Raw genomic sequence first — 25484 nt, 5'->3', positions numbered from 1 at the left:
GCCGACGTGGACGCACCGGAGGCCGACGAGGTCCCGCCGGCGCGGTCGGGGAATTCGGAGGACCTGCTCGTCCAGGAGGGCGACATCGCCGGGGACTACCTGGAGCGGTTGTTGGACCTGCTCGACTACGACGGCGACATCGACCTCGACGTCGAGGCGGGTCGGGCGATCGTGAGCATCGACGGTGGTGACGACCTGGAGAAGCTGGTCGGTCCCCGCGGCACGGTCCTGGAGTCGTTGCAGGAACTGACCCGGCTCGCCGTCCAGCAGGAGACGGGCGTGCGCAGCCGCCTCATGCTGGACATCGCCGGGTGGCGCGCCGGACGACGTGCCGAACTCGCCGATCTCGGCCGGACGACCGCGGAGAAGGTGGTGGCGACCGGTGAGAAGGTGCGGCTGCACCCGATGACGCCGTTCGAGCGGAAGGTCGTGCACGACGCCGTCGCCGCCGTGGCGGGCGTGCACAGCGAGAGCGAGGGCGAGGAGCCGCAGCGCCGCGTCGTGGTGCTGCCCAAGCCCTGAACGGGCTCCACGTGGAACGGCCCCGGTCCCTGGTGGACCGGGGCCGTTCCGCTTCCCGGCGGTGTCAGCGGGCCAGCACGAGGTAGCGCTCGTCGTCGACCTCGCGGCCCCACAGCGCCGGGTCGGTCAGCGGCCGGACGTCCCCCTCCCCCAGCAGCGCGACGCACTCGGCAGCGGTCAGACCGGCGCCGGTAGACCAGCGGCCCTCCACCAGGACCAGGCGCCCGCCCGGCTTGAGCAGCGCCCGCCACCGGTCCAGCGCGGCGGCCGGGTCGGGCAACGCCCACAGCACGTGCCGCACCAGCACCACGTCGAACGACGCCGGCGGGTACGGCGGGTCGGCGGCGTCGCCCTGGCGGAACTCCACGCCGGGCACCTTCTCCCGGGCCGCGGCGAGCATCCGCTCGGACAGGTCGAGCCCGCGCACGTGGTGGCCGGCGTCGGTGAGCAACGCGGTGAGGCTGCCCGTGCCGCAGCCGAGGTCGACCACGGACGCGGGGGCGGGCGGCAGCAACGGCAGGAGCAGGTCGGCCCACGCACGCCGGACGTCCGGGTCCCGCAGCCCGTGGTCGGCGTCCTCGTCGAACGTCGCCGCCCGGTCGTCCCAGAACCGCGACCGCGCGAACGTGGTCAGCCACTCGCGCTGCCGGTCGGTCTCGGGCACGTCCCGCCCGCGCGCCTCGGCGATCGCCTGCCACGCCGCTTCGGGCGACGCGCCGTCCATCACCAGCAGGGCGCCCGCCACCAACGACGACCGACCGATCCCGGCCCAGCAGTGCACCAGGACGTGCCGCCCGGCACGCAGGTCCTGGAGCACCGGCTCCAGCTCCAGTGCGGCGGCGGGCACGTCGAAGTCCGGGATCGGCACCCGGTGGAACGCCAGGCCGGCGTCACGGGCCGCGTCGGCCTCGTCCGTCAGGTCGAGCTCGGCGAGTTCGGCGTCGGTCAGGGCGCACACGACCACCTCCACGCCGGCGGCCGCCAGGTCGGCGAGGTGTCGGAGGCTGTGCGGGTGTCCCATGGTGCTCAACACCCCCGGTCGGATCGTGTACATCGCCAATCCCTTCCCCTCGTCACGTTTCACGTGAAACGGTCGCGGCATGACTGAGATCATCCGGAAGCTCCGCGTCGCCGCCTACGCCGTGATCATCGAAGACGGCCGGTTGCTGCTCTCCCGGTGGCTGGGTCCGGACCGGCCGATGTGGATCCTGCCCGGCGGCGGGCTGGACCACGGTGAGGACCCGTACGACGCGGTGGTCCGCGAGGTGTTCGAGGAGACCGGCTACCGCGCCGAGGTCGACCGGTTGCTCGGCATCCAGAACGTCCACGGGCCGATGATCCGCGACCAGGTCGAGGTCGACTACCACCGGATCCGGATCCTGTACGAGGCGCATGTCGTGGGCGGCGAGCTCACCTACGAGGTGGGCGGCAGCACGGACCGGGCGGCGTGGTTCCCGCTCGACGAGGTGCCGGGTCTGGATCACGTCGAGTCGGTCGACTACGCGCTCGAACTCCTCCGCGTGCTGCCGAAGGATGGACGGATCGCCAGTTTCACGTGAAACACGCGGATCTGGTCACTTCGATTTGGCGTGTCGCCGGGGTGATCCGTCATAGTGGGGACCGGCACATCTCGTGGGGCTCACCGCCTCCTCGGCGAGACGCCCAACCCCATCGCCCACACCCGGCCGCCGCCGGCGTCTGGTGTGGTTTCACGTGAAACGTCCCGGACGGAGACATGGCCGCAGAGGTGGAAGACCGCGCGAAGAGGGTCTTCGGTGACCACTACGACAAGGCGGTCGCCTTCACGGCACTGCTGACCGAGCACGGCGTCGAGCGCGGGCTCATCGGTCCTCGGGAGGTCGAGCGGCTCTGGGAGCGCCACATCCTGAATTCGGCCGTCGTGGCGGAGTTGCTTCCCGAAGGCGCGCGGGTCGTGGACGTAGGCTCGGGCGCGGGCCTGCCGGGCATCCCCCTGGCGATCGCACGGCCGGATCTCGACCTCACGCTCCTGGAGCCGATGGCGCGCCGCGTGGCGTGGCTGACCGAATGCGTCGAAGCCCTCGATCTGAAGGTCACCGTCGTGCGCGGGCGGGCCGAGGAAGGGCCGGTGCTCGACCAGCTGTCCGACAGCGACGTCGTGACCGCTCGGGCGGTGGCTCCGCTGGAACGGCTGACGCGGTGGTGCCTGCCGCTGCTGCGGCCCGGTGGACGTCTGGTCGCTCTCAAGGGGGAGAGCGCCGCGGAAGAACTGGAACGCGACGCCGAGGCGGTGCGCCGGGCCGGAGGGATCCGACCGCGCGTCATCACCTGCGGTGGCGAAGTACTCGAACTGCCGACGACGGTCGTGCTCGTGGAGCGCGACGAGCAGGCGAGCCGCCGTGAAGGCGGGCGTCGCAGAAGGAAGGATCGGTGAACGTGTACCCCGACCCCCTGCAACCGGTGTTCCAAGCGGCCGGTGTTTCACGTGAAACCGAGCCCGAAGGTGTGGTGGGCGCCGGCGAGGTGCTCCGTCCCGCGCACGACCCGAACTTGGCAACCAACGTGGAACCGGCAGGAGACAGCACCGTGTGGACCCCCATCGCGGAAGAAGCGGCACGCGCCACCCGCGTCCTGCACCCCGACTCCCTCCAACTCCCCCGCCCGGACCGCCGCCGCGTCATGGTGGTCGCCAACCAGAAGGGCGGCGTCGGCAAGACCACCAGCACGGTGAACCTGGCCGCCGCACTCGCCATCCACGGGCTCAAGGTCCTCGTCATCGACCTCGACCCGCAGGGCAACGCGAGCACCGCACTGGCCGTCGAGCACCGCTCCGGCACGCCGTCGGTCTACGAGGTGCTGATCGGTGAGATCTCCGTCGCCGAGGCGGCCCAGGTCAGCAACCAGTCCCCCAACCTGTACTGCGTGCCCGCCACAATCGACCTGGCCGGCGCGGAGATCGAGTTGGTCTCGATGGTGGCCCGCGAGTCGCGGTTGAAGGAGGCGCTCAGCCCCGAGGCGCTGGACCCGATCAAGCCCGACTACGTGTTCATCGACTGCCCGCCGTCGCTCGGCCTGCTGACCGTCAACGCGATGGTCGCCGCGCAGGAGGTGCTGATCCCGATCCAGTGCGAGTACTACGCGCTGGAAGGCCTGGGGCAGCTGCTGCGCAACATCGAACTGGTGCAGGCGCACCTGAACCCGACGCTGAACGTGTCCACCATCCTGCTCACCATGTACGACGGCCGCACGAAGCTGGCCGACCAGGTGACCAGCGAGGTGCGCGGTCACTTCGGCGACACGGTCCTCAAAACGGTGATCCCGCGCAGCGTGAAGGTCTCCGAGGCACCAGGATTCGGTCAGACGGTGCTCACCTACGATCCCGGCTCACGGGGCGCGATGAGCTACCTCGACGCGGCACGGGAGATCGCCGAGTTCGGCGCGGAGATGGGGTCGGCATGACGGAACAGCGCAAGGGTGGCCTCGGCCGCGGGCTCGCGGCCCTGATCCCCAGCGGCCCGCCTCCGGGCACACCGGCGGCGTCGCCGGCCCGGTCGGCGGCCAACGGGTCGTCCGCCCCTGCGCCCTCCTCCTCGGCGCCGACCGGGGAGGTGGCCGGCGCGGTGTACCAGGAGCTGCCGGTCAACTCGATCCGCACGAACTCGAAGCAGCCGCGCCAGGTCTTCGACGAGGAAGCGCTGCGGGAGCTGGAGCACTCGATCCGCGAGTTCGGGCTGATGCAGCCGATCGTGGTGCGCGCGATCGGGCCCGACCACTACGAGCTCGTCATGGGCGAGCGGCGGTGGCGGGCGACCCAGCTGGCGGGGCTGAAGACGATCCCGGCCATCGTGCGGCACACCGCCGACGACGTGATGCTGCGCGACGCGCTGCTGGAGAACATCCACCGCGTCCAGCTGAACCCGTTGGAAGAGGCGTCGGCCTACCAGCAGCTGCTGGAGGAGTTCGGCGTGACGCACGAAGAGCTGGCCGACCGGATCGGGCGCAGCCGGCCGGTGGTCACCAACACGATCCGGTTGCTGAAGCTGCCGCTGCCCGTGCAGCGGCGGGTCGCGGCGGGCGTGCTGTCGGCCGGCCACGCGCGCGCGTTGCTGGGGATCGAGGATCCCGGTGTGCAGGAGGAGCTGGCCACCCGGATCGTCGCGGAGGGGATGTCGGTCCGGGCGACCGAGGAAGCGGTGACGCTCGCCAAGGGCGCGGAGCCGGCGAAGGCGAAGGCGGCCCGGCGCAAGCCGATCCAGGCGCCCGGCCTGCAGGAGTTGGCGGAGCGGCTGTCGGACAACTTCGACACCCGGGTGAAGGTCGAGCTGGGGCAGCGGAAGGGTCGGATCGTGGTCGAGTTCGGGTCGGTGGACGACCTCGAACGGATCATCCAGCTCATGTCGCCGGAAGCGGCGCAGCGAGGACGCGCGGCGGAGTAGGGGCGGCGTCGACCACCTGACGTCCCGCCGGACGCACGTGGTCGACGCTCGACTAGCGGTTCACGGTCGCCCAGACCATCCCGGTCACGGTCACGCGCTTGCGGTCCGCGCCCGGGTCGGGCATCTCGTCCACGCGGAGCAGCCCGCGCCGGCCGCTGTCGGCGCGCAGGCACACGAAGCTGCCCTTCCGCACCTGCTGCCACGTCAGCGAGCCGGCCCAGTCCGCCTGGTCCCGGCAGCGCTCGAAGCTCTTCGGCTCGTCCGCGCCGACCGGCGCGAAGCCGGTGCCGTCCCGGCCGATGATCCCGGACTCGCTGAAGAAGATGTCGCTGCCGTTGCCGTCCGTCGAACCGCCCCACCCGCTGGACGTGCCCCACCGGCGGTGGGAGTCGAAGATCAACCCGTACCGGTCGAGCTCGATCTCGACCACGCCGCTGCTGTAGATCTCCTCGGTCGAGGGCGCGAACTCGCCGAGGCCCGCCGCGGTCGTCGTGGTGGGTCCCGCCGGGGTGGTCGTGCCGGAGGTGGCGGACTTGGCCGTCGCGGTCGTCGCGCTCGGCGTCGGACCGGTCGAGGAGCGGAGGGCGTCGAGCTGCCGATCCCGCTCCCCCACCGCCAGCACCGCGTACCAGGTCACCAGGGCGAGGCTCGCCGCAGTCAACGCCGCGAACACCGGGTCCAGCCGGCCGCGGGCGAACGCCACCACCCCGCGCCACAGGAGCGCGGACAGGCTCGCGAGCAACACGGCGAGCACGAGCTTGCGACCCACGTCCCCGGCCGGCAGCAGGAACGCCGCCACGCTGAAAGCGGCGCCGAAGATACCGGCGAACGTCACCAATCCGGCCGTCACGTTGTGCCGCGAACGGTCGTCGTCGTCCGTTTCCACCCCGCACCACCGCCGATCCGGCCGGATGACGACCACGATAGCGACGGACCCAAAAATCGGACAAATGGGATTCGTGCGGCCCGCAAGGGATCACCCCGGGGCCTTATGTCACGGTGACGATGACGGCCCGCGTCCGATCGGACACGGGCCGTCACCAATAAGTGAGAGGGTCTAACGGTTTACCGCTCGCTCGACGAGGCCGGCGTAGATCTCACCGAGGGACTTGCCGGCGGCTTCGACGGCCATCGGCAGCAGCGAGGTCTCGGTCAAGCCCGGCGAGACGTTCACTTCGAGGAAGTGGACCGTGCCGTCCGCGGCGACGATCGCGTCGGTGCGCGACACGTCCCGCAGCCCGAGGAGGCGGTGGGCGGCGACGGCGAGCTCGCCGACCGCCTGTGCGGCCTTCTCGTCCAGGCGGGCCGGGGCGTGGAAGTCGGTCAGGCCCGCCGTGTACCGGGCGGTGTAGTCGTAGACACCGTTCTCCGGGACGATCTCGACCGGCGGCAGGGCGTACGGCCCGTCCGGTCCGTCGACCACGGCCACGGCGACCTCGACGCCCTCGACGAACCGCTCGGCGAGCACGGTGTCGCCGTACGCCAGGCAGCCGACCATCGCGGTGGGGAGTTCGGCCGCGTCCCGCACCACCTGGGCGCCCAGTGCCGAGCCGCCCTGGTCCGGCTTGAGCATCAGCGGCAGCCCCAGGCGATCGACCATGGCGTCCAGCACCGGCTGGGCACCCAGCTCGCGGAACGTGGCGTGGGGCAGCACGGCCCACTCGGGGGTGGTCAGGCCGGCACGGGCCAGCTCGCCCTTGGCGGTCGGCTTGTCCCAGGCACGGCGGCAGGCGCGCGAGTCGGTGCCGACGAACGGGACGTCCATCAGCTCCAGGATCGTCTGCACCGACCCGTTCTCACCCTCGCCGCCGTGCAGCGCGACCACGACGGCGTCCGGCCGGTGTTCCTTGAGGCGGGTGAGCAGGTTGCCGTCGGCGTCCCACTCCTCCACGACCAGGCCGACCCCGCGCAACGCCGCGGACAACCTGCGACCGGACCGCAAGGACACCTCCCGCTCGTGCGAAAGGCCCCCGGACAGGACTGCGACCCAGCGGTTGGACAACTCTCTACTCCTGATCAAGCGGTATCGGGCGACGGGCTGTTCGTGCCCGAGAACGGGTTACCCGTGATGGCGCGGCCCACGGTGGGGCCGAACGTCTCGTGCAGCTCGATCTCGTCCTTGATGACGTTCGCGAGCCGCCGCACGCCCTCGCGGATGCGTTCGGGCGTCGGGTAGCAGTACGAGATGCGCAGCTGGCGGCTGCCGAGGCCGTCGGCGTAGAAGCCGGTGCCCGAGGCGTACGCGACGCGCTGGGTGATCGCGCGCGGGAGCATCGCCTTGGTGTCGATGCCCTCGGGCACGGTCACCCAGACGTAGAAGCCGCCGTTCGGCTTGTTCCACGTGGAACCAACCGGCATGTGCTGTTCGAGCGCGGAGATCGCCGCGTCACGGCGTTCCTGGTAGGCCTCGCGGTAGGTCTTGATCTGGCCCTTCCAGTCGTGCGTCGTCAGGTAGCGCGACACGATGAGCTGGTTGAGCGTCGGCGGGCACAGGGTCGCGGACTCGGCGGCCAGCACGAGCTTCTCGCGCACCGCGTGCGGCGCGAGGACCCAGCCGACCCGCAGGCCCGCGGCGAAGGTCTTGGAGAACGAGCCCAGGTAGACCACGTTGTCCGGGTCGGCCGACCGCAGCGCCGGGTAGGTGACGCCGTCGAAGCCCAGCAGGCCGTACGGGTTGTCCTCGACCACGAGGATGCCGTGGGTGCGGCAGATGTCGAGGACCTCGGCCCGGCGCTGGACGGCGAGCGTCACGCCGGCCGGGTTGTGGAAGTTCGGGATCGTGTAGAGGAACTTGATGCGCCTGCCGGACCGCTCGACGGCGGCGATGGCCTCGCGCAGCGCCTCCGGCATGAGGCCGTCGGCGTCCATGCCCACGTGGACGACCTGGGCCTGGTAGGCGGTGAAGGAGCCCAGCGCGCCCACGTAGGACGGCCCCTCGGCCAGCACGACGTCACCGGGGTCGCAGAAGATCCGGGTGACCATGTCCAGGCCCATCTGGGAGCCGACGGTCACCACGACGTCGTCCGGGTGGGCCTTGATGCCCTCCAGCGCCATGACCTCGCAGATCTGCTCACGCAGCTCGGGCACGCCGTGCGCGCTGCCGTACTGGAGCGCCACGAGGCCCTCCGTGGCCACCACATCGGCCACTTCCGCGCTGAGGGAGTCCAGCGGCAGTGCTGCCAGGTGGGGCATCCCTCCCGCCAGGGACACCACCTCAGGCCTGCTCGCCACCGCGAAGAGCGCCCGGATCTCCGATGCCGTCATGCCCGCCGTCCGCGCCGCGTACCGGCGCAGGTGGGGGTCGAGGCTTCTGGCTCCCTGCTTGGGGGGCTGTCCGGGTAGGTTCACGGGAAACTCCGTAGGTGGGGCGTTACCGGCGGGTTTGTTCCCGCCCGAGTGTAACGGCCGTCCCGTTCGGGGCATCTGCCTTCCGGGCGGGGGTCACATCCGCCTATCCTCGTGGGGGGACGTGTTTTCGGGGGCTTGGAGGTCGGGGTGTCGCGTCGTGTCGTGGGCGTCACCTTGGACAACCTGGAGAACCTCTCCAAGCACAGTCGTACCTGCGTGTTCTGGGAGCTCGCGCCGCACCTGAAGGAGCAGGCCGAGGAGTTCGGGGACACCGAGTTCGAGAAGGAGGCCTGGGTCTCCAGCGTGCTGTTGGAGTGGGGTTCCTGCGGTCGGATCATCTACGCCGACGGGATTCCCGCCGGTTCGGTGTTCTACGCGCCGCCCGCGGCCGTGCCGAGGTCGTTGGCGTTCCCCACCTCCCCCGCCAGCCCCGACGCCGTGTTGATGACCGGCCTCGAGGTACTGCCGGAGTTCCGCGGTGGCGGCCTGGGCCGGGTGCTGGTGCAGACGGTGGCCAAGGACCTCACCCGACGCGGCGTGAAGGCGATCGAGGCGTTCGGCGACAACCGGCCGGAGGTCGACGGGCCCAGCTGCGTCACGCCGGCCGACTTCCTGCTCCAGGTGGGCTTCAAGACCGTCCGCCCGCACCCCCGCTGGCCGCGGTTGCGGCTTGAGCTGCGCAGCGCGTCCTCCTGGAAGGAAGACGTGGAGGCGGCGCTGGAGCGGTTGCTCAGCTCGGTGACCGTGTCCACGGCGGCAGCGGCGGAGCCCAGTCTCAAGCCTGTCTGACACCCGTCCTGACCTGCGGTTTCTTCGCCGCGAGTTGACATGCAGGTATTTGCCTGCATAACGTGCGGTGTGGACAAGGTGTTCAAAGCCCTGGCCGACGAGACGCGCCGCTTCCTGCTGGACCGGCTGCACGAGGAGAACGGCCAGACCCTCGGTGAGCTGTGCGCGCGGCTGGGCATGACCAGGCAGTCCGTCACCCAGCACCTGGCCGTGCTGGAGGCGGCGAACCTGGTCAGCACCGCCCGCCGGGGCAGGGAGAAGCTCCACTACCTCAACCCGGTGCCGCTGCACGAGGTGCAGGAGCGGTGGATCGACAAGTTCGAGCGGCCGCGGCTGCGGCTGCTCAGCGACGTGAAACGACGAGCGGAGGAACCGGTGAAGCCGGAGTTCGTGTACGTGACGTACATCGAGAGCACGCCCGAACGGGTGTGGCAGGCCCTGACCGACGCCGATGTGACGGCCGAGTACTGGGGCCACCGCAACGTGTCGGACTGGCAGGTCGGGTCCGGTTGGGCGCACCGGCGCACGGACGGGTCGGACGTCGACGACGTGGTGGGCCACGTCGTCGAGGCCGAGCCGCCGCGCCGACTGGTGACCACGTGGGCCGACCCGGCCGAGCCGTCGGTGACGTCCACCGTGACGTTCCTGATCGAGGCCTACGGCGAGATCGTGCGGCTGACCGTCACCCACACCGGCCTGGCCGACGAGGCCGATCGCGCGGGTGCGGCGTCGGGCTGGGCGGCCGTGCTGTCGAACCTGAAGTCGTTGCTGGAGACCGGTCACGTGCTGCCGGGCATCCCGTGGGAGATGCCGGCCCGCTAGTAGCGGTCGACGTCGCAGCTCTCCAGCGTGCCGCCCTGGAACAGGTCGAGCGCCTGCTCGCTGACCACGAGCTGGCCCTGGTCGGTGACGCCGAGGTCGTCGACGCCCGCCTGGCCGGTCACCTCCAGCCAGTGGAAGGTCGGCAGCTCCGTGCCCTCCAGCATCTCCTGCGCCTCGTCGGAGAGGGTCACCGTGGCGCGCCGGATGCGGAACGCGTCCAGACCGCTGTCGACCAGGGTGTCGGCCAGGTCGTCCGTGACCAGGTACACCGGGAACGCTTCGACCAGGTCGTCACCCGACCAGTCGGTGATCTCGTAGTGCACCGCTTCGATGCGCGGCGGGTGCGCCGCGGCGTCGATCACCGTGCCCTCGCCCAACACACCGGCGACCTCGGGTTCGAGGCGGTAGAACTCCATCGTGCTCCTCACCGGCGGCGCCGGCCAATAAGATCGACTCGTGGACGTGGGGGTGGAGATCCAGGGCAAGGTACTCGCGATCATCGAGGGATCGCGGGACTTCGAGAAGATTCGCACACTGCTCGACGGGTGGCAGGCCGAGGGCATCCCGCGCGAGCACCTGGTGGACGAGCTGACCGACCTGATGCTGGACCTGCGGGCCCAGAACCGCGCGGACGACGAGGACGCCGTCGCCGAGGTGCTGGACGTGCTGACGGGCTGGTAGGCGCCCTACCCGGCGGCCGTGGCGAAGCTCCGCGCTTCAGAAGTCGGAGCTGGCGGGTGGGCCCGGTGGGGTCAGCGGATCTTGCCGGTGGCGACCTCGTGCCGCAGCAGGTCGTCCATGGTGAACGTGCCGGTCGGCTGGTCGTCCTTGCCCAGCAGGTACAGGCGCTTCACCGCGACGAGGATGCCCTCGGCCACGACGTCGCGGAAGGACGGGTTCGCCAGCCGCTGCCGGTCGCCCGGGTTGGTCAGGTAGCCGACCTCGACCCGGACCGCCGTGCAGCGGGTCATCCGCAGCATGTCCCACGTCTTGGGGTGCGTGCGGCAGTCCAGCATCCCGGTCCGCGCCACGATCTCGCGCTGGATGAACCCGGCCAGCGCCTCGCCGACCGTGGACGACGTGCCGTTGCCCGTGCCGAAGTGGAACGTCGCCACACCGCTGGCCAGCGGCGAGTCGTTGCGGTCGGCGTGCAGCGACAGGATCAGGTCGGCGCCCGCCTCGTTGGCGAAGCGCGCGCGCTCGCCCTCGTCCGGGTTGTGGTTCGGCCCGCGCGTGAGCAGGGCTTCCATGCCGGTGGCGGCCATCTTGCCCTCGAGCAGCCTGGCCAGGTCGAGCATGACGTCGGCCTCGGACACGCCGTCGACCACGACGCCGCGGTCCGCGCCGCCGTGACCGGGGTCGATGATGATCCGCTTGCCGGAGAGCCTCGGCCCGGCCCGGCGGACCCGCTCCTGCTCGCGCAGGAACACCGGCCGCCCACCGCGCACCTTGGGCTGGAGCTGGCGCAGCGCGCGGACCGTGTCCGGACCGCACATGCCGTCGACGATCAAGCCGTAGTCGCGCTGGAAGCTCCGCAACGCCAGTTCGGTCTGCTGACCGAACTCGCCGTTGGCCCGACCGGCGTCGTAGCCCAGCTCCAGCAGGCGCTCCTGCAACGCGGACACGTCGTCACCGGTCACCGGCTGCGCGATGAGGAACGCGAGCGGGCGGTCGCCGAGTCGGTAGGTCGCGTCGCGCAGCGCGCGGTACGTGGCCGGGCCGACGATGCCGTCGGTGATGAGACCCCGCTGCTGCTGGAACGCGCGCACAGCGTGCTCGACCGGCAGGTCGAACACCTGGGACGGCTGCGGATCGGACAGCAGACCGAGCTTCGTCAGCGTTGCCCTGACCTCGGCGACGTCCGGACCGAAATCCCCGCGGCGGAGTAGCAGCATGCACCCCTCGCTCACTAAGGCGCCGACATCCGTCGACGCAACCTTGACGCCCTATTGTGCCTTGCTCCGGCCGACGCCACGGACGGGGCTACTGCGAGTGGTCACGGATCCACAAACGGGTGACCCGTCCGCCTCTGCAAAAGACGGACGGGTCACCCGTTCGGGTTGCGCTCAGAGCACGTCGGACAGGTCCTTGAGCAGCGCGGCCTTCGGCTTGGCGCCGACGATCTGCTTCACCGGCTTCCCGCCCTGGAACAGGATCATGGTGGGCACGGACATGATCTGGTAGTCCCGCGCGATCGACGGGTTCGCGTCGATGTCGAGCTTCGCGACGGTGATCTTCTCGGAGTGCTCGGCGGCGATCTCCTCGAGCACCGGGGCGACCATCTTGCACGGGCCGCACCAGGTGGCCCAGAAGTCGACCAGCACCGGCTTCTCGCTGGTGAGGACGTCGTCGGTGAAGGTCTGCGCGGACGTGACCACGGTGGAGCCTGCCATGTTGTATCTCCCTTGCGGAAAGTGTGGGTTCAGCTGGTGGAGACGGGCTCGCCGTAGCCGCCGCCGACGTGCTCGGCGGTGACGGCGGCCTCCGTGGTCCCGTGCTCGGCGAGCCAGCGCTCCGCGTCGATCGCGGCGGCGCAGCCCGAGCCGGCGGCGGTGATCGCCTGGCGGTAGGTGTGGTCGACGAGGTCGCCCGCGGCGAACACGCCGTCCACGTTCGTGTGGGTGGTCCGGCCGACGACCTGGACGTAGCCCTCGCCGTCCACCTCGACCTGGCCCTTGACCAGTTCGCTGCGCGGGTCGTGGCCGATGGCGACGAAGAAGCCGGTGAACGGGTGCTCGGTGACCTCACCGGTGCGGGTGTCGCGGGTCTTCACCCCGGACACCGAACCCGCGCTCTGGCCCAGCACCTCGACCACCTCGGCGTTGAGCAGCCACTTGATCTTCTCGTTGCTCCGCGCGCGCTCCAGCATGATCTTGGAGGCGCGGAACTCCTCGCGGCGGTGGATGATCGTGACGGTCCGGGCGAACTTGGTCAGGAACGTCGCCTCCTCCATCGCCGAGTCGCCGCCGCCGATCACCGCGATGTCCTGGTCGCGGAAGAAGAAGCCGTCGCAGGTGGCGCAGGCCGACACACCGCGGCCGAGCAGCTCCTGCTCGCCGGGGACGTGCAGGTAGCGCGCCGCCGCGCCCATGGCGAGGACGACCGCGCGGGCGGCGTACCGGGTGCCGTTCGCGGTGACGTACTTCACCGGGCCGTCGAGCTCCAGGGCGTCGACGTCCTCCGCGCGCAGCTCGGCGCCGAAGCGCTTGGCCTGCTCCCGCATCTGCTCCATGAGGTCGGGGCCCATGATGCCGTCGCGGAAACCGGGGTAGTTCTCGACTTCGGTCGTGGTCATCAGCGCGCCGCCGTACTGCGAGCCCTCGAACACCAGTGGTTCGAGCTGGGCACGCGCCGCGTAGACCGCCGCGGTGTACCCGGCGGGCCCCGATCCCACGACGATCAGGTTCCGAACGTCCGACACCCTCGACCTCCGTTAGTCGCTCCCGGACCTGGATCACCCGGCCCGGCTCTTCGCACAACGGATCGTAGGGTGCGGTAATTCCGCGCGTTCGCGGTGAGTTCGGCTACACGGCTCGGCTACGGCTCGATGGTGCTGTTCGCCAGGACGCCCTCGGGGTTGTCCGGGCCGCAGGTCTGGGGGTCGACCACCACGATGCGGTACGCGCCGGGCGTGCCGCCGGGCAGGATCGCCATCACGGCGGGCTTGTCGTCCAACGTGATGGGGCTGACACCGAGGGGCTTGCCCGCCGTGATGTTCGCGCCGCGCAGGCAGTCGGCCAGCTGCTCCTGGTTCTCCAGCGGGCCGTAGTTCTGCGCCTTGAGCACGTCGCCGAACACCGGGCCGAAGTTCTCGCCGCGCACCGCGGGCATCTTGTCGCCACCGGGCGGCAGGGCGGTCGCGCTGGCCGGCGTGGTCGAGGTCTTGTCCCCCTGCGCCACGCCGCCGTCGCCGGCGGTGTTGTCCCGGGGGATCGCCACCACCGCGACGCCGACGGCGACCGCGGCCGCCGCGAGCAGGCCCGCGCCCCAGCCGAGCCGCTTGGCGCGCCGGGCCTTGGCCTGCGCGAAGTCGATCACCGGGGCGGTCGGTCGTGCCTCGTCGGCGAGGGCCGCGTCGATCCGCTCGGCCACGTGGCGCGGCATGGGGATCGGCGGCAGGTCGCGCAGGTCGTCGAGCGTCGCGTCGAGGGCGGCGAGGATCTCGCGGGCCTCGGGGTCGTTCTCGACCAGCGGCCGCAGCTCGGCCTCGGTCCGCGGGTCCAGAGCCCCCGCGTGCAGATCAGCCAGCAGGTCGACGGACCACGGCGGCCCTGAACGCCGCGCATTGCCGGTCATCGTTCCTCCAACTGACGTCCCTGTTGCACCTGCACATCGTTCACTGGGACGTTCGCATCTGCACTCTGGTTCCGGAGGTGTCCCAGAACTTTGGCGAGCTTGGCCCGCCCGCGGGCGCACCTGGACTTGACGGTGCCCTCCGCGATGCCCAGGAGCTGCGCCGTCTCGGCCACCGAGTAGCCCTCCACGTCGACCAGCACGATCGGGGCGCGCTGCTCCTCCGGCAGCTCGTTGAGGGCGGCCTGGACCACCAGGCGGGTCTCGCGCTCGGCCATCGCGTCGCGGGGCGCCACCGGCTCGCCGGGGCCCGCCTCGGGCAGGGGGACGGTCGGCCTGGTCTGCCGCCTGCGCATCCGGTCGAGGCAGGCGTTGACGACTATTCGGTGCAGCCAGGTGGTCACCTGCGACTCGGCCCGGAAGCTCGCCGCCGCGCGGAAGGCCGAGATGAACGCCTCCTGCAACGCGTCCGCGGCTTCTTCCGGATCGCGCAACGTGCGCAGCGCGACGGCCCACATGCGATCCCGGTGCCTGCGCACGAGCTCGGAGAAGGCGTGCGGGTCACCCGCGGCGTGCGCCGCGATGAGGTCTGCGTCCGAGCTGGCTGCGGCGGTCACGCCGGGAGCCTATCGGGCTCGGGCAACCCCGCTCCTCTTCCCCTGCACGGGCGAGTGCCGACGCCCCGGCACTCGCCCGCCGCGACCGCGCGTCACAAGTTCACCCATTCGACGAGCTGGACGATGACGCCGTTCGGGTCGGTCACCTGGAACAGGCGCTCACCCCACGGTTCCTCGCGCAGCGGCATGGTGATCTCGACGCCCGCCGCGCGCAGCCGGTCGTGCTCGGCGGTCAGGTCGGCGACCGTGAAGGCGACGATCAGCCCGGCGGCGTGCTGGTCGCGGAAGCCCTCGGGCAGCACCTCGGTGCCCCGGCGCAGCAGCACCAGGTCGACCGCGTCCTCGTGGCCGAGCGACGCGAACCCGTCGGCCGCCATCTGCTCGGTGTAGCCGAAGTGCGTGGTGAAGAAGGTGCTGGACGCGGTGACGTCGTCGACGTTGAGCGACAGCGTGGACTTGGTGATCAAGCGGTCTCCTCGGTGCGGGATCGGTGGATCAGTACGAGCGGCGGCGCGGCACGCCGGTGGCGCGGGTCGGCCTGGCCGGCTGGTGCTTGCCGGGCAGCGGCCTGCGGTCGACGCGGGTCGGGCGGTGGTTCCGGTGCTCTCGTCGCAAGGTGGCTCCTCCGTTGTTCTTGCTACGAGTGCAATTATACATTCGTACTACCTAACGTCAAGACGAAGTTTGCTCCCGACGTACGAATCTGCCAAGGTGGGGCCATGACCAGCACGAATACCGGCCTGCGGGAGCAGAAGAAGCAGGAGACCCGGCAGGCGATCTCCGACCACGCCACCCGGTTGTTCATCGAGCGCGGGTTCGAGGAGACGACGATCGCCGACATCGCCGAGGCGGCGCGGGTGGCCAAGAAGACCGTCACCAACTACTTCGCGCGCAAGGAGGACCTGGCCCTCGACCAGCACGAGGAGTTCACCGCGGGCCTCGCCCGCACGGTCGCCGCACGGGCCGTCGGCGAATCGGCGCTGGCCGCGCTGCGCACGGCGTTCCTGGAGGCCGCGGCCGGGCACGACCCGGTGATCGGGTTCTCCGGCCTGCCGTTCGCCCGGATGGTCGTGGACAGCCCCACCCTGACCGCGCGCCTGCGCGAACTGCACGAGGCGCGCGAGGAAGCCCTGGCCGCCGCCCTGGCCGCCGAGACCGCCGCCGAGCCCGACGACATCACGCCCCGGGCGGTCGCCACCCAGCTCGGGGGCGCGCACCGGCTGCTGTTCGGCGAAGTGCTGCGGCTGACCGTGGAGGGGCACGACAACGCCGACATCGCGGCCACCGTCACGCGGTCCGCGCACCGCGTCTTCGACCTGCTCGAACCGGCGCTGGGCGGCTACGCGACCCGCACCTGAGGGCTACTGCGCGCGGGTGTAGACCAGTTCGGCGATCTCGGAGCGGTTGTTCTTGCCGCTGCCCGTGAGCTTGGTGATCCACACCAGCAGGTGCTGGGTCGGCTCGTGGTCGCCCAGCTGGATCTGGGTCTGCCCCGCCGACAGGGTCGCGTTCGCGATGACCTTCGTCTCCTCCAGCGGCGCGCCGGCGGCACCCGCGACGCGGATCTCCACCACCGTGCCCTCGCTGGGCGAGGTGATCGTCACCGACGACAGCTTCACCGGCTCGGCGAACCCGGCCATCAGCCCGATGCCGGGCTTGAGCGCCGGGAACGGCTGGAAGTAGTTCTCCGTCTGCCACACCGTGGTCGGGTTGTTGTCGGCCGCGCGGCTGGCCCGGTTGGCGTTGTCGGGCTGGTTGGTCACGTCGTACACGCCGACGGACGCGGGCTGCACGGGACCGGCGGGCTGGGGCGCGGGCGGCGCGGGTTGGCCGCTCTGCCCCGGCGCGGTGGACTGGCCGATCACCACCGTCGGTCCGCCGCCGCCCGACGGCTCGTCGCTGAAGAAGCTCACGATCTGCACGCCGAGCCAGACGACCACGGCCAGCGTGGCCACCGCGAGCACGGCCACGCTGATCATCAGCTTGTGCTTGCGGTCCTTGTCGCGGACCGGGCGCTGCGTGGTCCACACCGCGCCGTCGTCCGCCGCGTCGTCCTGGACCGGCCGGATCAGCGCGGTCTGCGCCTCGGACCGGGTGATCTGGTCGAGCACCTGGAGGATCGCGGCACTGGTCCGGATCCCGCCGACGCTGGTGTCCTCCAGGCTGCGCACCGCGACCGACGACAGCTCGTGCGGCACGTAGGGGTGCAACGCGCTCGGCGCGAGCACCGCGCCGTCCGGCCCCGTGGGCGCGGCGGGCACGCCGTCCGGGCCGTCGGGCAGCGCCCACTTCCCGGTGAGCAGCAGGTACAGGATCGCGCCGAGGCCCTTGACGTCGTCACGGGCGATCGCGTCGGGCCGCGGGCCGGGGAACGCCAGCCGGAGCCTGCCGTCCGACGTCACCCGGATGCGCTGCGGGTGGTCGGCGCCGAGCACGAGACCGGCGTGGTGCGCGCCCTCGATCGCCGCGCCGAGCGGTTCGAGCAACCGCGTGGCCGCACCCGCCGGCAGCGGGCCCTCGGCGATCAGGTCGAGCAGGTCCGTGCCCTGGGTCCACTCGGCCACGATCACGCCGAGGATGCCCTCGTCGGGCCTGATCCCCGCCCCGGGTGTCAACACGTCGATCACCCGGGCCACGCCCGGGTGGGTGAAGCTGGAGGCGTGCATGGCGCGTTCGGCGGTCCGCTTGGCCCGCGCCGCGGCGGCGTGGTCGGCCGGGTTGCCCACCAGCACGGTCAGCGCCACGTCCCGGTTGAGCTGCCCGTCCCTGGCCCGCCACAGGTGCGCGTCGCACCGCCGGTCCACCCCGGAGCGCGCCAGCAGCCGGTACCGGCCGTCGCCGATCACCCCGCCGGGCACCAGCGAGGTGTTCTGGATCGGACCGCTGCTCACGGGGCCGAGGGTACGTGACCGGGTCGGGTCAGAGGGGTCATCGGCGACCCACCAAACGACTGATCTTGCCGATCGCGGGCTTCACTTCCGGTACCCGGAACAGGGCGAGCAGGAGGAAGCTCAGTGGTAGACCGACGATCGCCTGGACCACCACCTCCACCCAGGCACCCGCCACGCGGGACTCGATTCCCAGCACGCGGACGGCGAGCCACGCCAGCCCGGTCGCCGCCGCGAAGGCGATCGCGGACGCCACGACCGTGAGGCAGATCGTCCACGCGGTGTAACCGGTGCGCAGCCGGCCGAGCCTGATCCGCAGCCACAGCTGGCCGACCAGGGCGCCGACCACGAAGCTCAGCGACATCGCGACCGACACGCCGACCGCCAGCTTGTCCGGCGGCGCGATCGCCAGGAACCCGTACAGCAGCGCGATCCGCACCACCACGATGATCCCCTGGATGATCGTCGGCGTCCGGGCGTCCTTCAACGCGTAGAACACCCTCAGCTGCAGCAACGTGATCGCGTACGGCACCAGGCCGAACGCCGACAGCGCCAGCGCCGTGCCGATCTCCTCGCCGCCACCGACGTCGGACTTGCCGAACGAGAACAGCGCCAGGCCGATGGAGACGCCGGAGACCGTCATCAACGCGCTGAACGGCATCAGCAGGATCGCCGACATCCGGTTGCCGAACGCCAGGTCGCCGACCAGCGCGCCGGTGTCGTGCGCGGCCGCCGCGCGGCTCATCTTCGGCATCAGCGCGGTGAGCAGCGACACGCCGAGCACCCCGTACGGCACCTGCGCGATCAGCCACTGCATGTTGTAGACGGTGATCGCGCCGCGGTCGTGCGTGGCGACCTTGGTCAGCACGACCATGCTGACGAAGCCGAGCGCCACGTACAGCAGCACCCAGAACGCGAGGCCGCCGAACTCCGACAGCCGCCGGTCCCAGCCCCACCGCCAGCGGAACCGGAACCCGGTCCGCCGCAGCGCGGGGACCAGCACGGAGGCCTGCAACGCCACGCCGAGCATCGTGCCGAGGCCGAGCACCAGCAGCTTCGGCTGGCCCATCCGGACCGGGTCGAGCGAGATCTCCCCCGGCATCAGCCAGTACACGACCAGGGTCGCGATCACCACGAGGTTGTTCAGCACGGGCGCCCACGTGGGCAGGCCGAACACGTGCCGGGTGTTGAGGATCGCGCCGATCAGCGCGGACAGCCCGTAGAACACGATGCCCGGCAGCACCAGGTAGGCGAACGCGGTGACCAGCTCGGGCTTGGCGTCGGACGAGTCGATGAACAGCGCCGTCAGCAGCGGCGCGCACGCGATCGCGATGATCGTGCCGATGCCGAGGACCACCGCCGACATGGTGATCATCCACTGCGCGTAGGACTCGCCGCGGTCGCCGTCCTCCTTCTCGGCGCGCACCAGCAGCGGGATCGCCACGCTGGTCAGCACGCCGCCGAGGAGCAGCTCGTTGATCATCGTCGGCAGCGTCGTGGCGACCTGGTAGGAGTCGTTGAGCACGTCGACGCCGACGATCGCGATCAGCAGCAGCTTGGACAGCAGCCCGGAGGCGCGGCTGACGATCGTGGCGACGGCCATCGAACCGCTGGCCCGCGCCAGCGACGGGCCCTGGGGCTGCTCCTGCGTCACCGTGGTTGTTCCGCTCAACTCGTGCTCGACCTCTCCGGCGTGACCCCGCTCGCATCGTCCGGCACCTGTGCCGTGGCGGCCCGCGCGGCCCGCACCCGACGGTAGATGCGGCGGGCGGACAACAGCACCAGCGCGGCCGCGGCCAGGCCGGTGATGACCACGGTGATCGTCCCGTACGCCGAGGACGACACCTCCAACCGGGCCCGTTCGCCCAGCTCCACGCCGCTGGTGGTGACCAGGCGGATGTGCACCGGGAACCGCCCGGACCGCTGCACCTCGACCGGCACCCGCACCAGGCGGTCGCCGCGCGCGGGCAGCTCGACGTCGGCCAGCTCCTTGGCCACGATGCCCGGCGTGTCCTCGATCACGATCCGCACCGTGATCCGCACGTCGAGCCGGTTCTTGATCGACAGCGGGATGGGGCTGTCGCCGGAGCCGAGCAGGATCGGGCTGTTCGGCTCGGTCACCGTGACCTGGCCCTGCAACCCGTCGATCTGCTCACGGCCGACCGCGAGCGCGCCACGCGCCCCGTCCTCGTTGCCGCGCCACGCGCCCGACACCGCGCGCAGCAGGGTCATCCGCAGCGGGTCGATCAGGTCGCGCGGCTCGGCGGACGCCGCGTCCGGCTGGCTCATCGACTCCGACAGCTGCTGCAACCGCCGCCACGAGTCCGCCACCGACGCGGTGACCGCGGGCGGCACCTCGCGCGCGCCCGCCTCGACCGGGTAGCTCAGCGCCGCCGTCTGCTCCGGCGGGGCCGCCAGCAGCGACTCCAGCGCGACCGGGGTCGCGAACCCCCCGGCGACCAGGGACTTCGTCGTGCGCAGCAGCGTGTCGACCTCACCGGTCGGCGCGTTCCAGCGGCGCGGCGGCGCGATGACCACGTTCTGGCCGGTGCTCTGGAACCCGGCCCGGAACGTCAGCGCGGCCAGCGCGTTCTGCACCGACACCGGCCGGGTCTCGCTCGGCGTGGTCACGCCCGCGACCGGCCGGGTCGCCGCCGTGCCCTGCAGCGCGTCGGACACCATGCCGTCGATGCGCACGGCCGTGACCGGCTTGCCGTCGGCCACGTCGAACCGGACCGGCCCCGTGCCGGGGGTGCCCGCCACGGCCGACTGGTCGAGCACGAGGGACGTGACGCCCCGCCCGGTCAGCGCCGCCAGCGTCTGCTGGTCGAGCACGCCGTCCTCGGGCCAGGTCAGGCCCTGGGTCGGCTGCACGCGGAGGATGTCGCGGATCACCTCGGTGCCGTCGAGCGCGAGGTCGCCGAGGCCGCCCAGCTCGGCGCGGGACAGCGCCACGAGGTCGGCGTCCGCGTCCGGCAGCGCGATCACGCACCGACCGGCGACCAGCAGGCGCAACCGGTCCAGCCACAGCTCGGCCCCGCTGCGGCCCTTGCCCGCGCCCTGGCCGCGCACCTCGTAGCCCTGGGCCATCGCGGCGACCGTGCGCAGCAGGTCGGGGTCGACGGCCAGGCACACGCCGGCGGCCAGCGGGCTCGTCAACGCCGATTCGTAGGCCATGAGCAGGCCGTACAGCCGACCGCCCATGGACACCGAGCCCGCCAGCTCGTCGTCGGTCAGCACGGTCGGGTTCGCGGTGACGATGCGCGGCCGGTCGGCCAGCGGCCACAGCAGGGTGAGCTTGGCCGGGTTCGCGGGCGGGGTCGGCGCCTGCCCGCCGGGCATCGCGAGCACCGGCAGCAGGGTGCTCAACGCGGCCAGCCGGGCCCGGCCGCCGTACGCGGGCACGCCGTTGATGTTGGCCAGGACCGGGTAGATGCCGGGTTCGGTGATCCGCAGCGAGGTGGGGTCGGTGCCGCCCAGGGGGACGGTGAGCCGGAACGGCTTCGACTCGTTCTGCTCCAGGCGGTCGGTGACCGGGGTGAAGTTCGGTTGCACGAACTCCGCGTCGGTCGGCTCGCGCAACGCCTTGCGGACCTCGTCCTCGCTGGTCAGCGGCTGTCCGCGTTCCAGGCGCAGCTCGATGTCCTCCAGCGCCCGGTCGCCGACGTTGACGACCTTGCCGGAGATGGTGATCGAGTCGGGCCCGTCGGAGGTGATCACCCGCGGGGTCATCTCCTCGACGTCCAGGCGCAGCCACACCTGCGACTGCTGGCCGGGCTGGCTGGACAGCGCCCTGGTCGCCCAGACCTGGGTCGCGGGCGCCGGTCGGACGGGCAGCCGCCCGCTGTCGACGGGTGCCGCGGGGGCCGCGGACGCGGACGTCACGACCAGGACCCCCGCCGCCGCTAGTGCGGACAGCAGCCGTTTCACGCCGACTCCGCTCCGTCCGTCTGGTACTCGGAGAGCAGTTCGGCGGCTCGGCGCACCAGTCGACGCTCGTCCGCGTAGGCGAGCCGGTCGTCCAGTTCGCCAAGGGGCACCCACGCCACCTCGGTGACCTCCACGTCTTCGTCGGAAAGCTCGCCGCCCACCGCTTCCAGCAGGAAGTGGTGGACGGTCTTGTGCACCCGCCGGTCCTCGGCGACGAACCAGTAGTCGATCGAGCCGAGCGGGCGCAGGACCTTGCTATGAATACCCGTCTCCTCGGCGACCTCGCGCACCGCGGTCTCTTCCGCGGTCTCACCGGCCTCGATGTGACCCTTGGGCAACGACCACAGCAGCCGGCCGCGGCGGTCGAGCCGCCCGATGATCGCGGCGACGTGCTGCTCGAAGTCCAGCACCAGTCCGCCCGCCGACGTCTCGTCGACGGTCTTCAGCCGCCGACCGCGACGCCGGTTCCGGCGCCTCGGCTTGGGACCGCCGGAGCGACCGGACGACTGGGGCATGCCCTGATGGTAGTGGCGACCAGCGATTACGGGACGTGACAGCGGGGTTGCCGGAAGTGATCAACAGCGACCGGCCCCTGTGGACAACTCGTTCGGGTCGCACCCCGCCGACCAGTAGGCTGGCTCTTCGTGTCCGTACCGATCGCCTCCGCCGCCACTTCTCCCGGGCAGGACGATGCCGTGGTGGAACTGCTGAGCGCACTCCCCGTCGCCGACGAGCTGGCCGCCCGCTTCGCCGCGGCCGGCCACCGGTTGTACCTCGTGGGCGGCAGCGTGCGGGACGCCATGCTCGGACGGCTGTCCGGCGACCTCGACTTCACCACCGACGCGCGGCCGCCGCAGGTCATGGCGCTGCTCAAGGGCTGGGCGGACGCGATCTGGGACACCGGCATCGCCTTCGGCACCGTCGGCGCGACCAAGCACGGGCAGACCGTCGAGGTCACCACGTTCCGCGCGGACAGCTACGACGGCGTGACGCGCAACCCCGAGGTGACCTTCGGCGACAGCATCGAGGGCGACCTGGTCCGTCGCGACTTCACCGTCAACGCGATGGCCTACGACGTGGTCGACCGGCGGCTGGTCGACCCGACCGGTGGGCGGGAGGCGCTGCGGACCGGGGTCCTGGACACCCCGGCGACCCCGCAGGAGTCGTTCTCCGACGACCCGCTGCGGATGCTGCGCGCGGCCCGGTTCGTGTCCCAGCTCGGCTTCACCGTCGCGCCCCGCGTGCGCGAGGCCATGGCGGCCATGTCCGGCGAGCTGAGCCGCATCACCGCCGAGCGCGTGCAGGCGGAGCTGTCCAAGCTGCTCACCGGCGCGCACCCGCGGGCCGGGGTCGAGCTGATGGTCGAGGCCAAGCTCGCCGACGTGGTGCTGCCCGAGCTGCCCGCGATGAAGCTGGAGATCGACGAGCACCACCAGCACAAGGACGTGTTCCACCACTCGCTGGTCGTGCTCGACCAGGCCATCGACCTGGAGGAGACCCCGGAACCGGACCTCGTGCTGCGGCTGGCCGCGCTGCTGCACGACATCGGCAAGCCGGACACCCGGCGGTTCGAGGAGGGCGGCGGGGTGTCGTTCCACCACCACGAGGTGGTCGGGGCGAAGATGGTCCGCAAGCGTTTGCGCGCCCTCAAGTACGCCAAGGAGATCGTCGAGGACGTCGCCCAGCTCGTGTACCTCCACCTGCGCTTCCACGGTTACGGCAGCGGCGAGTGGACCGACTCGGCGGTGCGCCGCTACGTCACCGACGCGGGCGACCTGCTGCCCCGCCTGCACAAGCTGGTCCGCGCCGACTGCACCACCCGCAACCGGCGCAAGGCCAACGCCCTGCAGCGCACGTACGACGACCTTGAGCGCCGCATCGAGCGGATCGCCGCCGAGGAGGACCTCCAGCGGGTCCGGCCGGACCTCGACGGCAACGAGATCATGCGGCTGCTGGGCGTGCCGCCGGGGCCGGTGGTCGGCCGGGCGTGGAAGTTCCTCAAGGAGTTGCGCCTGGACCGCGGTCCGCTCGACCACGACGAGGCGGTCGCCGAGCTGCTCGAATGGGCCCGCGCGGAGGGCGTCGAGCCACCGCGTGACTGACACCAAGTGAGCAATCTGGTGCTGTGGGCTTGGCCAGTGACACCCCGTTGCGGGACCATGACTGTGTGCGTCGAACGCGCACTGGGGGTGGTGTCGTATGAACGCTTGGGGATTGTCCGAGGGGGGCACCCGGGCTCAGGGGTTGGACGAGTTGTCGGACCGGCAGCGGGCCGTGCTCCGCTGCCTGGCCAGGGGGCTCGCGGACCACGAGATAGCGCGGGTGCTGGCGTTGAGCCAGCACCAGGTGGGGGCGGTGGTGTCGGAGATCCTGCGTGCGCTGAACCTGCGCGACCGGATGGCCGCCGTGGTCTACGCGCACGAGACGGGGATCATCCGACTACCCCTGCCGCGCTGACCTCCTGACCAGCAGCAGGTAACCGAGCAGGCCGAGCAGGTACGCCACCGTCGCGGCGATCACGAGAGCCGGCGCCCTCCCGTCCAGGGGGACGACGGCCGCCGCGGCGGTGACGGCTGCCACCTGCGTGACGTTGAACAGCGTGTCGTACAGGGCGAACACCCGGCCGCGGACCTCGTCGCCGATGTCGCCCTGCACGGCCGCGTCCACGCACAGCTTCACCACCTGGCCCGCGAACGTGAGCACGAACGACGCGGCCAGGATGGTGGGCAGCAGCATCGGCAGGCCGAGGCCGAGCTGGGTGGCCGCGGCCAGCAGCAGCGCGCCGCAGACCGTGCCGCGCCGGCCGAGCACGTCGACGACCCGGTCGGTCACCAGTCCCGCGAGCAGGATGCCCGCGCCACCGGCGACCGCGACCTCGCCGAGCCCCGCCATGCCCGCCTTGAACGGCCCGTGGTCGGTGAACGTGTTGCGCATCAGCAGCAACGTCAGCAGCAACGACGCCCCGAACGCGGCCCGGTGCGCGAGCAGCGCCAGCAGGGCGGCGGCCACGCCGGGCGCGCGCCACGCGGCCCGCGCGCCGTCCAGCAGACCCATGGCGACCGCGGTGAGCGTCCGGTTGGGCTCGTCCACCTCGTCGGGTCCGAGGGCTCCACGCGCGAAGCGGGAGGCCAGGAACGCGGCGCCCAACGACCCCGCGACGGCGAACGTCGTGGTCCACGCCGAGCCGCCGTCACCGGAGCCGAGCACCGACCGCAGCCCCACCGCGCACCCCGCGCCGAGCACGGCGGTCAGCGCGCCGAGCGTGGTGACGAACGCGTTCGCCTCCACCAGGTGGTCGCCCTCGACCACGTGCGGCAGGGAGGCGGACAGGCCGGAGCCGACGAACCGGCTGACACCGGTGACGAACAGCGCCGAGGCGTACAGCGGCACGCCGCCGAGCCCGAGGCCGACGGCCGTCGCGGTGAGCAGGATGAACACGGCGCGCGTGAGGTTCGCCACCACCAGCACCCGGCGGCGGTCCCACCGGTCCAGCAGGGCGCCCGCGAACGGTCCGATCACCGAGTACGGGAGCAGCAGCACGGCGAACCCGGCCGCGACGGCGAGCGGGTCGGTGTGGCGCTCGGGGTTGAACAGGACCGCGCCGGCCAGGCCCGCCTGGAACAGGCCGTCGCCCCACTGGGCCGCCAGCCTGGAGGCCAGCAGCCTGCGGAAGTCCGCCACCGCGAGGAGCTTCCGGACACCGAGGTGGTGCTTCGCCGCGGTGGAGCCGGCCGTGGTCACGTGGTGAGCCTATGCCTCCTGGGGCGTCCACCACGAAGGCCGGACCCGCGTGGGGTCCGGCCTCCCTGGTGCCAGGCGCCCGGTCGCCTCTCGGCGGGTGGCACTACGCGGCTCCAGCC

27 protein-coding genes are annotated in these 25484 nt (G+C 71.6%); 11 read left to right on the top strand and 16 right to left on the bottom strand.

The annotated features are described in order from the left end of the window. The first annotated feature begins 6 nt into the window (after positions 1-6). Positions 7-522, top strand: a complete 516-nt coding sequence (locus tag AB0K14_RS01040; RefSeq protein WP_360449077.1) for a R3H domain-containing nucleic acid-binding protein — start codon at positions 7-9, stop codon at positions 520-522. 64 nt (positions 523-586) lie between these two features. Here the strand turns inward: AB0K14_RS01040 and AB0K14_RS01035 are convergent, their stop codons facing one another. Beyond that, on the bottom strand, positions 587-1576 hold the full coding sequence (locus tag AB0K14_RS01035; protein WP_360448577.1) for a methyltransferase domain-containing protein: 990 nt from the start codon (positions 1574-1576) through the stop codon (positions 587-589). A gap of 46 nt (positions 1577-1622) precedes the next feature. Between AB0K14_RS01035 and AB0K14_RS01030 the strand changes: the two genes are divergently transcribed. From AB0K14_RS01030 to AB0K14_RS01015, 4 genes are all read left to right on the top strand, one after another. Continuing rightward, positions 1623-2081, top strand: coding sequence for an NUDIX hydrolase (locus AB0K14_RS01030; RefSeq protein ID WP_360448580.1), 459 nt, complete (start codon positions 1623-1625; stop codon positions 2079-2081). 176 nt (positions 2082-2257) lie between these two features. Continuing rightward, positions 2258-2935 (top strand): 16S rRNA (guanine(527)-N(7))-methyltransferase RsmG, encoded by a 678-nt coding sequence (gene rsmG, locus AB0K14_RS01025; RefSeq protein ID WP_360448583.1) that lies wholly within the window; start codon positions 2258-2260, stop codon positions 2933-2935. Positions 2936-3087: 152 nt separating this feature from the next. Continuing rightward, positions 3088-3960, top strand: a complete 873-nt coding sequence (locus tag AB0K14_RS01020) for a ParA family protein (RefSeq protein WP_360448585.1) — start codon at positions 3088-3090, stop codon at positions 3958-3960. Next, positions 3957-4937 (top strand): ParB/RepB/Spo0J family partition protein, encoded by a 981-nt coding sequence (locus tag AB0K14_RS01015; protein ID WP_360448588.1) that lies wholly within the window; start codon positions 3957-3959, stop codon positions 4935-4937. Before AB0K14_RS01020 ends, AB0K14_RS01015 begins: the two co-directional genes overlap by 4 nt. A 52-nt stretch (positions 4938-4989) precedes the next feature. Here AB0K14_RS01015 and AB0K14_RS01010 read toward each other — a convergent pair whose 3' ends face one another. The 3 genes from AB0K14_RS01010 to AB0K14_RS01000 all read right to left on the bottom strand — a co-directional run bounded on the left by AB0K14_RS01010 (position 4990) and on the right by AB0K14_RS01000 (position 8285). Then, entirely contained in the window at positions 4990-5823 is an 834-nt protein-coding gene (locus AB0K14_RS01010) for a hypothetical protein (RefSeq protein WP_360448590.1), read from the bottom strand. A gap of 171 nt (positions 5824-5994) precedes the next feature. Then, positions 5995-6939: a D-alanine--D-alanine ligase gene (locus tag AB0K14_RS01005; RefSeq protein WP_360448592.1), complete on the bottom strand. Its 945-nt coding sequence runs from the start codon at positions 6937-6939 to the stop codon at positions 5995-5997. Positions 6940-6953: 14 nt separating this feature from the next. After that, positions 6954-8285 carry a PLP-dependent aminotransferase family protein gene (locus tag AB0K14_RS01000; RefSeq protein WP_360448595.1) on the bottom strand — a complete coding sequence of 444 codons (1332 nt, stop codon included), beginning with the start codon at positions 8283-8285 and terminating at the stop codon, positions 6954-6956. A 147-nt stretch (positions 8286-8432) separates the two neighbouring features. Here AB0K14_RS01000 and AB0K14_RS00995 point away from each other — a divergent pair, with 147 nt between their 5' ends. Together AB0K14_RS00995 and AB0K14_RS00990 are read left to right on the top strand one after the other, a co-directional pair. Next, the gene (locus AB0K14_RS00995) at positions 8433-9074 is read left to right on the top strand and encodes a GNAT family N-acetyltransferase (RefSeq protein ID WP_360448598.1); all 642 of its coding nucleotides are present in this window, start codon (positions 8433-8435) and stop codon (positions 9072-9074) included. A 69-nt stretch (positions 9075-9143) separates the two neighbouring features. After that, positions 9144-9896, top strand: coding sequence for a metalloregulator ArsR/SmtB family transcription factor (locus tag AB0K14_RS00990; RefSeq protein ID WP_360448601.1), 753 nt, complete (start codon positions 9144-9146; stop codon positions 9894-9896). Here the strand turns inward: AB0K14_RS00990 and AB0K14_RS00985 are convergent. Next, positions 9893-10312 (bottom strand): hypothetical protein, encoded by a 420-nt coding sequence (locus tag AB0K14_RS00985; RefSeq protein WP_360448604.1) that lies wholly within the window; start codon positions 10310-10312, stop codon positions 9893-9895. The genes AB0K14_RS00990 and AB0K14_RS00985 overlap by 4 nt on opposite strands. A gap of 40 nt (positions 10313-10352) precedes the next feature. Between AB0K14_RS00985 and AB0K14_RS00980 the strand changes: the two genes are divergently transcribed. Next, positions 10353-10577 (top strand): hypothetical protein, encoded by a 225-nt coding sequence (locus AB0K14_RS00980; protein WP_360448607.1) that lies wholly within the window; start codon positions 10353-10355, stop codon positions 10575-10577. Between the two features lie 71 nt (positions 10578-10648). Here AB0K14_RS00980 and AB0K14_RS00975 read toward each other — a convergent pair whose 3' ends face one another. The 6 genes from AB0K14_RS00975 to AB0K14_RS00950 all read right to left on the bottom strand — a co-directional run bounded on the left by AB0K14_RS00975 (position 10649) and on the right by AB0K14_RS00950 (position 15273). Beyond that, positions 10649-11791 (bottom strand): N-acetylmuramoyl-L-alanine amidase, encoded by a 1143-nt coding sequence (locus tag AB0K14_RS00975; RefSeq protein ID WP_360448610.1) that lies wholly within the window; start codon positions 11789-11791, stop codon positions 10649-10651. Positions 11792-11962: 171 nt separating this feature from the next. After that, positions 11963-12289, bottom strand: a complete 327-nt coding sequence (gene trxA / locus AB0K14_RS00970; protein ID WP_360448613.1) for a thioredoxin — start codon at positions 12287-12289, stop codon at positions 11963-11965. A 29-nt stretch (positions 12290-12318) separates the two neighbouring features. Next, positions 12319-13317, bottom strand: a complete 999-nt coding sequence (gene trxB / locus AB0K14_RS00965; protein WP_360448616.1) for a thioredoxin-disulfide reductase — start codon at positions 13315-13317, stop codon at positions 12319-12321. A 116-nt stretch (positions 13318-13433) separates the two neighbouring features. Further along, the gene (locus tag AB0K14_RS00960; protein WP_360448619.1) at positions 13434-14192 is read right to left on the bottom strand and encodes a hypothetical protein; all 759 of its coding nucleotides are present in this window, start codon (positions 14190-14192) and stop codon (positions 13434-13436) included. Next, complete coding sequence (gene sigM / locus AB0K14_RS00955; RefSeq protein ID WP_077010621.1) at positions 14189-14806, bottom strand: RNA polymerase sigma factor SigM; 618 nt, start codon at positions 14804-14806, stop codon at positions 14189-14191. The genes AB0K14_RS00960 and sigM overlap by 4 nt, the downstream gene beginning before the upstream one ends. Positions 14807-14898: 92 nt before the next feature. Then, the gene (locus tag AB0K14_RS00950) at positions 14899-15273 is read right to left on the bottom strand and encodes a VOC family protein (RefSeq protein ID WP_360448622.1); all 375 of its coding nucleotides are present in this window, start codon (positions 15271-15273) and stop codon (positions 14899-14901) included. A gap of 252 nt (positions 15274-15525) precedes the next feature. Between AB0K14_RS00950 and AB0K14_RS00945 the strand changes: the two genes are divergently transcribed. Then, positions 15526-16164, top strand: coding sequence for a helix-turn-helix domain-containing protein (locus AB0K14_RS00945; RefSeq protein WP_360448625.1), 639 nt, complete (start codon positions 15526-15528; stop codon positions 16162-16164). Positions 16165-16167: 3 nt separating this feature from the next. Here AB0K14_RS00945 and AB0K14_RS00940 read toward each other — a convergent pair whose 3' ends face one another. From AB0K14_RS00940 to AB0K14_RS00925, 4 genes are read right to left on the bottom strand one after another with little or no spacing between them, the layout of a single operon-like run. Beyond that, on the bottom strand, positions 16168-17697 hold the full coding sequence (locus tag AB0K14_RS00940) for a protein kinase family protein (protein WP_360448628.1): 1530 nt from the start codon (positions 17695-17697) through the stop codon (positions 16168-16170). A gap of 37 nt (positions 17698-17734) precedes the next feature. Beyond that, positions 17735-19366, bottom strand: coding sequence for a murein biosynthesis integral membrane protein MurJ (gene murJ, locus AB0K14_RS00935; RefSeq protein WP_360448631.1), 1632 nt, complete (start codon positions 19364-19366; stop codon positions 17735-17737). Continuing rightward, a complete protein-coding gene (locus AB0K14_RS00930; protein WP_360448634.1) occupies positions 19363-21624 on the bottom strand; it encodes a DUF6049 family protein in 2262 nt (753 codons plus the stop codon). Before AB0K14_RS00930 ends, murJ begins: the two co-directional genes overlap by 4 nt. Further along, positions 21621-22139 carry an NUDIX hydrolase gene (locus AB0K14_RS00925; RefSeq protein ID WP_360448638.1) on the bottom strand — a complete coding sequence of 173 codons (519 nt, stop codon included), beginning with the start codon at positions 22137-22139 and terminating at the stop codon, positions 21621-21623. Before AB0K14_RS00925 ends, AB0K14_RS00930 begins: the two co-directional genes overlap by 4 nt. Before the next feature lie 129 nt (positions 22140-22268). Here AB0K14_RS00925 and AB0K14_RS00920 point away from each other — a divergent pair, with 129 nt between their 5' ends. Next, on the top strand, positions 22269-23726 hold the full coding sequence (locus tag AB0K14_RS00920) for a CCA tRNA nucleotidyltransferase (RefSeq protein WP_360448640.1): 1458 nt from the start codon (positions 22269-22271) through the stop codon (positions 23724-23726). 112 nt (positions 23727-23838) lie between these two features. Further along, positions 23839-24081 (top strand): LuxR C-terminal-related transcriptional regulator, encoded by a 243-nt coding sequence (locus AB0K14_RS00915; RefSeq protein ID WP_158073877.1) that lies wholly within the window; start codon positions 23839-23841, stop codon positions 24079-24081. Here AB0K14_RS00915 and AB0K14_RS00910 read toward each other — a convergent pair. Next, complete coding sequence (locus tag AB0K14_RS00910) at positions 24064-25365, bottom strand: MFS transporter (RefSeq protein ID WP_360448643.1); 1302 nt, start codon at positions 25363-25365, stop codon at positions 24064-24066. The genes AB0K14_RS00915 and AB0K14_RS00910 overlap by 18 nt on opposite strands. Positions 25366-25484 lie beyond the last annotated feature (119 nt).

Origin of the sequence: Actinosynnema sp. NPDC050801 (assembly GCF_040673975.1) — a bacterium.
GTDB lineage: Bacteria > Actinomycetota > Actinomycetes > Mycobacteriales > Pseudonocardiaceae > Actinosynnema.
Note: the sequence above shows the minus strand (reverse complement) of the source record. Positions and strands in the feature narration are given on the sequence as shown.